Annotated in this window: 1 pseudogene; it reads right to left on the reverse strand. The window is 42.3% G+C overall.

Annotation, left to right across the window (positions count from 1 at the left end):
• A pseudogene (locus AAEZ06_RS28210) lies at window positions 1–239 on the reverse strand (spermidine/putrescine ABC transporter substrate-binding protein PotF); the annotation flags it as partial.

Here is a 239-nt window from a genome sequence, read left to right on the forward strand (position 1 = left end):
TTATTGACCTGACTTCACTTTGGTCCAAGCACGTGTGACTACACGCTGAATTTTTAATGGACGAATATCACCAATGTATAATTTATCAATCACTGATTGTGGTGGATAAATGGCTGGATCGTTACGGATTGCTTCATCAACTAGCGCTTGCGCGGGAACGTTAGGGTTAGCGTAAGCAACATAGTTACTGATAGGGGCAATCACTTCAGGGCGAAGTAGATAGTTAATCAGTTTATGGG

The sequence above is a fragment of the Pseudomonas sp. HY7a-MNA-CIBAN-0227 genome, assembly GCF_040310325.1.
GTDB lineage: Bacteria > Pseudomonadota > Gammaproteobacteria > Pseudomonadales > Pseudomonadaceae > Aquipseudomonas.